At 72.1% G+C, this 7,011-nt stretch carries 6 protein-coding genes; 3 read left to right on the plus strand and 3 right to left on the minus strand.

Annotation, left to right across the window (positions count from 1 at the left end; all coding sequences use genetic code 11):
- Positions 1 to 1,125: 1,125 nt before the first annotated feature.
- From AC08OU_RS20790 to AC08OU_RS20800, 3 genes are read left to right on the plus strand one after another with little or no spacing between them, the layout of a single operon-like run.
- The gene (locus AC08OU_RS20790; protein ID WP_476601300.1) at positions 1,126 to 1,569 is read left to right on the plus strand and encodes a helix-turn-helix domain-containing protein; all 444 of its coding nucleotides are present in this window, start codon (positions 1,126 to 1,128) and stop codon (positions 1,567 to 1,569) included.
- A 40-nt stretch (positions 1,570 to 1,609) separates the two neighbouring features.
- Positions 1,610 to 2,281 carry a hypothetical protein gene (locus AC08OU_RS20795; protein ID WP_462187215.1) on the plus strand — a complete coding sequence of 224 codons (672 nt, stop codon included), beginning with the start codon at positions 1,610 to 1,612 and terminating at the stop codon, positions 2,279 to 2,281.
- 6 nt (positions 2,282 to 2,287) lie between these two features.
- Positions 2,288 to 3,283 (plus strand): C40 family peptidase, encoded by a 996-nt coding sequence (locus AC08OU_RS20800; RefSeq protein WP_476601303.1) that lies wholly within the window; start codon positions 2,288 to 2,290, stop codon positions 3,281 to 3,283.
- A gap of 45 nt (positions 3,284 to 3,328) precedes the next feature.
- On the opposite strand, the gene AC08OU_RS20805 is transcribed toward AC08OU_RS20800, so the two are convergent.
- The 3 genes from AC08OU_RS20805 to AC08OU_RS20815 form a co-directional block, all read right to left on the minus strand.
- A complete protein-coding gene (locus AC08OU_RS20805; protein ID WP_462202948.1) occupies positions 3,329 to 3,487 on the minus strand; it encodes a hypothetical protein in 159 nt (52 codons plus the stop codon).
- Positions 3,488 to 3,811: 324 nt separating this feature from the next.
- Positions 3,812 to 5,404, minus strand: coding sequence for an FAD-binding oxidoreductase (locus AC08OU_RS20810; protein ID WP_476601299.1), 1,593 nt, complete (start codon positions 5,402 to 5,404; stop codon positions 3,812 to 3,814).
- 104 nt (positions 5,405 to 5,508) lie between these two features.
- Positions 5,509 to 7,011 (minus strand): NHL domain-containing protein (locus AC08OU_RS20815; protein ID WP_476605611.1); only part of this gene is annotated, 1,503 nt, incomplete at its 5' end.

Genomic DNA, 7,011 nt, shown 5'->3' on the forward strand with positions numbered 1-7,011 from the left:
CGTCCGCGGCGGCCGCGGAGGCTGCGGACGACGGGGCGCGGAGGCGCGCGGCGGCCGGACGCGCGGCCCGTTCGGGGCCGGCAGTGGCCCGGTTGGGTGTGGTGGTACCGCAGTTGGGCCGCCACGGGAACCAGGACGCGCAACCGGGCTGACGCCTCGGCCTGACGCGCTGCCACCCGGCACGCTGCCACCCGGCACGCTGCCACCCGACGCGCTGCCACTTGACGCGCTGCCACCCGGCGCGGTGTTCACCTCCTGCGAGGATTCCACCGCGCCTGGGGGAACCGGGGTCGAACCGCGGGGATCTGCCGGCCGGGTTGGACGGCGGGAGGGATCAGCCTGGTTACGGGGCGGAATCACCGACGGGCGGCCGGCGCGCCGGGCAGCGGCGCCGCGGGTGCGCCGGGAGCTGGTGTCCGCGCCCGAGGTCACCCGGCCCGGCCCGGTGCCGGGTGCCTCGGTCCTGGTACCCGGCACCGATGGCGGTATGTCGTCGGACGTGTTTGTACGGTCCGCACCCGAACGGGCCGCCGATGTCGCATCATCGAGGTGGAATGCCTCGCTCTGCCACGCTTCGTCGAGTGGCTGCGGCGAGCCCGTTCCGCCCCGCCGTCGATGTCGTCGGCGCCCGGATCGTGCATGGGGAGGTGACTTTACGTCTTCGGTGCCTGCCGCTTCGTCCCGTACGTACTGATCGTCTCGTATGTACTGATCGTTTCGGATGGGCGGACCGTCGGGATGGGAGACCGGCGAGGGTATGCGGGCACCAATGAGCGAAACGGGCCGCGCGTCGCCTTCCTCACCGTACGGTGCCTGTGGCACATCGCTCACGCGCCGTCGACCTCCCGGCCTTCTAAGGTTAGCTAGTGCCAGTTAAGGTTACTTACTGTTATCTGCGCTCGGCTGCGGTCGGATCGATGTAACACGAGTCATTCGAGTATGACAAGCTCTGGTCGAAGCTACCCATCCTGGGTGGGTCGGTGTACCTTCCGGAACCGGAGATGTGCCGTCCGGATCGAGGGGACGAACCGGCGGACGGTTCGGCTGTGATCCGCGACGCGGCGGGCTGGGGGCGGCCTGGACTACACGGGCACCGTGCGTGCGGCAGATGGGAAAGGAGCGTCGGTGGCGCAGGACGGCTTCTCGACGGCGACGCCTCGGCCATCCCAGCGATCCGGCGCACCGCAGAACGCGACGCCCGCGAAATCCCCGGTCGGCTCGGCCCCGGCCCGGTCCGCTCCGGCGGCATCCGGCCGGGTCCGCACGGCCTCGGCCCGCCCGACCGGCATGCCACCGACCGTCGCCTCCCGCAGCACACCGGCGCCCGCCGCCGCGGCGCCTCCGTTCGCGCCCCCTCCGCTCGCGCCGACGCCCGCCGGTGGTGCGCCCTCCCGACCCTCCGACGACGACGAAGTGCTCACCGTCGATGAACTGGTCACCTGGTTGCGGTTGTCGGAGAGCACCGTCCTCAAGCTGCTTTCGGAACGGGCCATCCCGGCCCGCAAGGTCGGTCACCAGTGGCGGGTGCGTCGGGGGCGGGTGCGGGACTGGCTGGACGGTCGGGAATGAGCGATCTCACCTCGGTGCCGCCTCGCTCCGGCCGGCCGCGGTGAGGCCCCGGTTCTGGCTGGCCGTCGGACTGCTGCTCACCGTGGGCACCGTGGCCGGATGCGGCGCGCCGGGCAGTGCTGCCGATCCGTCCCCCGCTCCGTCTCCCGCCCCGTCCGCCACCACGGGGCCACCGCCCGGGGCGAGTCAGGCGCCGGGTCCGCCGCTGGCCACCGCGTCTGCGCTACCCACCGGCGAGGTGGACCGGAAGGACCCGGCGGCGGTAGCCGCCGACTGCTTCACGCGCTGGCAGTCCTTCGACGCCCGGACGGACCCCGGCCCGGCAGCCGGTGTCGAGCGGGCCCGCGACTGCCTCACCGAGGACTTCGCGGCCAGCCTGGGCGCCGGGGGTGCGGGCCTCGGTGGTTCGGGCGCCGGGGGGCCCGGAACCGCTGCCGGCGAGGACGGCCAGGCGTGGCAGGAGGTGCGCGCCGCGGGCACCCACTCGCGGGTGACCGTGCTGGCGACCACGCCCCTGGGCGGGATCGACACGACGGCCACCGGTCGGGTGGTGCTTCAGCTGAACGTGCGCCGCGAGACGGCGGCGGGCGGCGCCGCCCCGGTGGTGGCGCTGTCCACCCCGGCGCTCACTCTCCTGCGCCAGACCGACGGGACGTGGCGGGTCGCCGGCGCGGATCTGTCGAGCGTCGCCGGCGACGCACCGGGCCGGTGAGGCGTGATGGCCCGCGGCTTCACTCGTAAGCGTTCCCGCTGGCTGGTCTGGACGGGGGCGGGCGCGGCTCTCGTCATCGGCGGCGTTGTCATGCTGGTCTTCGTCCTCATTCTGATCATCGCCGGTCCCTTCATCCAGGATCAGGGCGGGGGTAACCGGACCATCAGGAACTCCGACGGCATCCCGGCCGAGTACCTGCAGACGATCATTGATGCGGCGAACGCGGCCGGGTGCGCCGAGGTGACTCCCGCCCTGCTGGCCGCCCAGTTACACCAGGAGTCGGGTTTCAACCCGCGGGCCCGGTCACCCGTGGGCGCGATGGGGATCGCCCAGTTCATGCCCGGGACGTGGGCGTCCCACGGGCAGGGCGACGTGTGGAACCCGGCCGATGCGATCCCCGCGGCGGCCCGGTACGACTGCGCGGTGGCGGCCTCGGTCGCCTCCGTGTCCGGCGCGGCCCAGGAGAAGATGCTGGCCGCGTACAACGCGGGAGCGGGTGCGGTGCTTGCCTTCGCCGGCATTCCGCCGTACACCGAGACGCGTAACTACGTCCGCGCGATCCTCGCGCAGGCGCAGGTGTACGGCGACGCCTTGGAGCTCGGCGTCGGCATCCCCGCTGGTTCGGTCGCCCCGATGGTCGCCTTCATGCAGTCGCAGATCGGCAAGCCCTACGTCTGGGGTGCGACCGGTCCCGAGGCCTGGGACTGCTCGTCGCTGGTCCGGGAGGCGTATCGCCGCATCGGCATCGAGCTCCCCCGCGTGACGACCGACCAGCTGCGGTTCGGCCCGCAGGTCGCGGGCGTCGATCCGCAGCCGGGGGACCTGCTGTTCACCCCGGGCCCCGACGGCACCGCCGAGGCACCGGGCCATGTCGGGATGTACATCGGCGACGGCCGGGTCATCACAGCCAAGGGAGCGCGGTGGGGGGTCGTCGAATCCGACATCTCGGACTGGAGTGGGACCGTGGCCGTGACCAGGCCGCTGGCTAGGCAGCTTTCCTGATCCGGATTTCCTGTTCCGGACACTCCGGGTGTGCTGTCGCTCCGGTCAGGTAGCCGCCTGGGACACGAAGGTGGACAGTCCGTCGGCCACACCACCGAGCGCACCGACGGCGCTGTGCACTACATCGGCGGCGTTACCCGGTGCCGTCACCGCGAAGAACAGGGCGAACAGCCCGACACCATACGGCCAGAAGATTCTTTTCATCGAGGACCTCACAGAAAACCCAGTCGACACGGCCAGACGGACACCAACGCCGGTGTGTTACCGACAGCATGTGTGTACTCACCTTGAGTAGTTGCCGCAAGATGAATCGCCGGAGCGGTGAGTGAACTGCGCGGTGGCGGGGCCGGGGGACAGCGGATGGACAGGGATCTGACCATAGGTGGGCAGTAGGCAACGGATACGTGAACGGATCTAATAGTGCATGCCACCCCGGGTCGGTCGACCTCGATTCCCGGCGCGGGGTGGCTGCCCGGGGCAATGGCCGGCCTGGCCGGGGAAGCCCCCGCTCGGGACCGCCGGGACCGCTCAGGACGGCGCGATGCTCTGCGCGAAGCGGAACAGGTTGTCCGGGTCGTAGGCGCGCTTGACCTGGCGTAACCGTGGAAGGTTCGCCCCGTAGTACGCATCGGCCCAGGTGGTGAGGTCCGGGTCGATGTAGTTCTGGTACGCCGACGACGACATGAACGGCGCCGTCGCCGCCACCGTGGATCGCAACCAGCTCTGGTTAGCCTCTTTGTCCGCCGGGGAGGCGTCGACGGAGTACCCGGCGACGAACTGGGCGCTGGCGAGCGTGTCGCGGTGCATGAACGCCGTGTCACCCGGGCCGACCCGGTTGATCGCGCCGCCCCAGGAATCCAAGATCATGCTACCCGGACCGGCCCCGGGCGTGCGTTGGCGTCGCTCGAGCGCGGCGAGCATCGTCTCGACCCCGCCGGCTGGCATCGGTTCGGCGAGGAACGCCGAGGCGGCCCGTTGGGCCACCCGTGGCAGGGTGCCTCCGGGCGTCCGGTCGCGCAGGTGGCACGTGTCAACGCTTTTGCCCGCGCAGCCCGCCTCGAGCAGCATCGTTTCGAGATGGCCACGCTGGGCGACGAAGGTGCTCGAGGGCCTCCGGCCGACGGCGGCGACGAGGTTGGCGAGTCGATCCCGCAGCCACGTGATCCGCGTGTCGTCGGCGCCGCCCGCGAGCACGCCGCTCACCCGCAGGGCCGGACTGCCGGTGACCCCGGTCGTCGGCATCGAGGTCATGACGCAGGTCGACCACAGGTCCTCTGGCGCGCCGCCGCTGTCGGCGATCCAGCCCTGCCACGCGGTGAGCACGTCCGCGGCCACGTCCCAGGGCCAGCGGTAGGTGAACAGCACCAACGGTGTCGCCCGATGGGTGGCGAAGGTGAACGACGTCACGATGCCGACGTTGCCCCCGCCCGCGCCGCGTAGCGACCAGAAGAGGTCCGGCTCGGTGTCGGCGTCGGTGCGCACGGTCTCCCCGGAGGCCAGCACGACCTCGGCGGAGACCATCCGATCGCAGGTCAGACCGTAGCGCCGGCTCAACACTCCGATGCCGCCGCCGAGGGCGAGCCCGGCGATGCCGACGGTCGGGCATGATCCGGCCGGCAGCGCCAGCCCGTTCTCGGCGAGTGCGGAGTAGACGTCGATCAGCAGCGCTCCGGCCCCGATCAGCGCGGTGCCGTCGGGCCCCGGCCGGACCGACGCCATCGCAGTCACGTCCACGACCAGCCCGGTCGTCGTCGAGTAGCCCCCGTAGCTGTGGCCACCGGCCCGCGCGACGAGGTGTATCCCGGTGGAGCGGGCGAAGTCGATGCAGGCCGTGACGTCCCCCGCAGACATGGCACGGACCACCGCCTGCGGGCGTACCGCGTCGAAAGCCGGGTTGAACAGCATGCTGGCGACGGCGTAGTCCGGATCGGTCGGTCGCAGCAGCGGACCGATCAGCCGTTCGTCGAGCGTGCGCCAGTCGATCTCCGTCGGTGTCGGGTGGGGGGCGTCCTCCTGCTGGCAGGCGCTCATCAGGCCGCCACCGAGCCCGAGCGCGGCGAGTCCGAGCCCGCCGGCTCCGGCGGTCCGTAACACCGATCGTCGGTCAGGCTCGTCATCCACGGTCAGTCCTCACGGCTGCTACGAGTCCGGGGAGTGGACGATGGTCGTCACGAGTCGTCCGACCATCCGTGTCACCGGCGATACCCTAGGTCACCGGCGATACCCTAGCCCGGTTGGGCGACGGTCGTGATGGTGCCGTTCGGATCGATGCGGCGCACCCGGTCGTTGCCGTTGTCCGCGATGTAGAGCGCGCCGCTGCCGTCGACCGCGACCGAGCTCGGGTTCTTGAACTGGGCGGCGGCCGCTGGGCCGCCGTCGCCGCCGGAGCCTTCGCCGCCGGAGTCTTCGCCGCCGGTGCCGGCGATCGTGGTAATCACGCCGTTCGGGTCGACCCGGCGGATCCGGTGGTTGCGGTAGTCGGCGAGGTAGAGCGTCCGGCCGTCCGGGCCGACGGTGAGCGACGGCACGTTCAGCTTGGCCCGGGTGGCCGGGCCGCCGTCACCCGAGAAGCCCTCCTCGCCGGTCCCGGCGACGGTGGTGATGATCCCGCCCGGGGTCACCTTCTGAATGGTGTCGCTGGCGAGGTCGGCGAAGTAGAGGGTGCCGTCGTCGGTCATCTGGAGATCGTTCGGGCCGTTGATCTTCGCCGCGGTGGCTGGGCCGCCGTCGCCGCCGTAACCGGCGTCACCGGTGCCGGCGATCGTAGTGATTACCCCGGCTGGGCTGATCTTGCGGATCCGGTTGTTCTTCGCGTCCCCGATGTAGATGTTGCCGGCCTTGTCACGGGTGGTCGATCCGGGCCCGTCAAGCTGCGCCGCGCTGGCCGGGCCGCCGTCGCCGCTGATCCCGCCGGCTCCGGTGCCCGCGAGGTCGCTGACCGCCCCGGCAGGGGTGATCTTCTGGATGCGGTCCGTCGCGAGGCTGGAGACGAGCAGCGAGCCGTCGGGATCGACATCGACGCTGTAGGGGCTCAGGCCCTGCACCGACAGCGCCGTTCCCCGGTAGGCGGTTGCGAGGCGTGCCGTGCCGCCGCCGCGGTCACCGCCGCGGCTGCCGCCGCCCGAGTTCGTCACCGCTGCCACGATGCCGACGATGACGACGAACGCGACCGCTCCGATGATGAGCGGCGTCCGGTTACGGGCGTTCGGATTCGACTGGTGCCCGGCCTGGCGGGTGGCGGTCGGTGGTACCCCCGCCATCCCGTGCACCGGTCCCCCCGGACCGGGCCGGTACGTCTGGTCGCCGGGGCCGCCCGGTCCGCCGTACCCGGGGCCGCCGGGGCCGCCGTACCCGGGGCCGAGCGGCCGCGGCGGTGGGGTCGACCGCGGCGGTGGAGTGTTGCCCGGCGGGAATCCACCCCAGCCCGGCCCAACCGGTGGTGGGTATCCCCCCATCGGACGGCTGACCGGACCACCGGGTGCTCCGGGACCACTCGGCATGGCGGGACTCCCCGGCGTGGCGGGACTCCCCGGCCCGTTCGGGCCGTTCGGTGCGCCCGGGTACCCGATCCGTGGGCCCGGTCCGCCCGGTGGCGCGCCAGGGAAGCCGGGTCGACCGGGGGCCGGCGGGCGCGGGGTGGTCGAGGTGGCGAGCGCGGCCTCCCGGATCTCGTCGTCGATCCGCACCTTGACGTCGGACCGGGACAGCCAGGTCGGGCCGAACGTAAA

This window comes from Frankia sp. CcMO1, assembly GCF_977945845.1.

Excerpts from the sequence above, each read along its gene's own strand:
- AC08OU_RS20800 (WP_476601303.1), top strand. The coding sequence starts at position 2,288 with ATGGCCCGCGGCTTCACTCGTAAGCGTTCCCGCTGGCTGGTCTGGACG.
- AC08OU_RS20805 (WP_462202948.1), bottom strand. The coding sequence starts at position 3,487 with ATGAAAAGAATCTTCTGGCCGTATGGTGTCGGGCTGTTCGCCCTGTTC.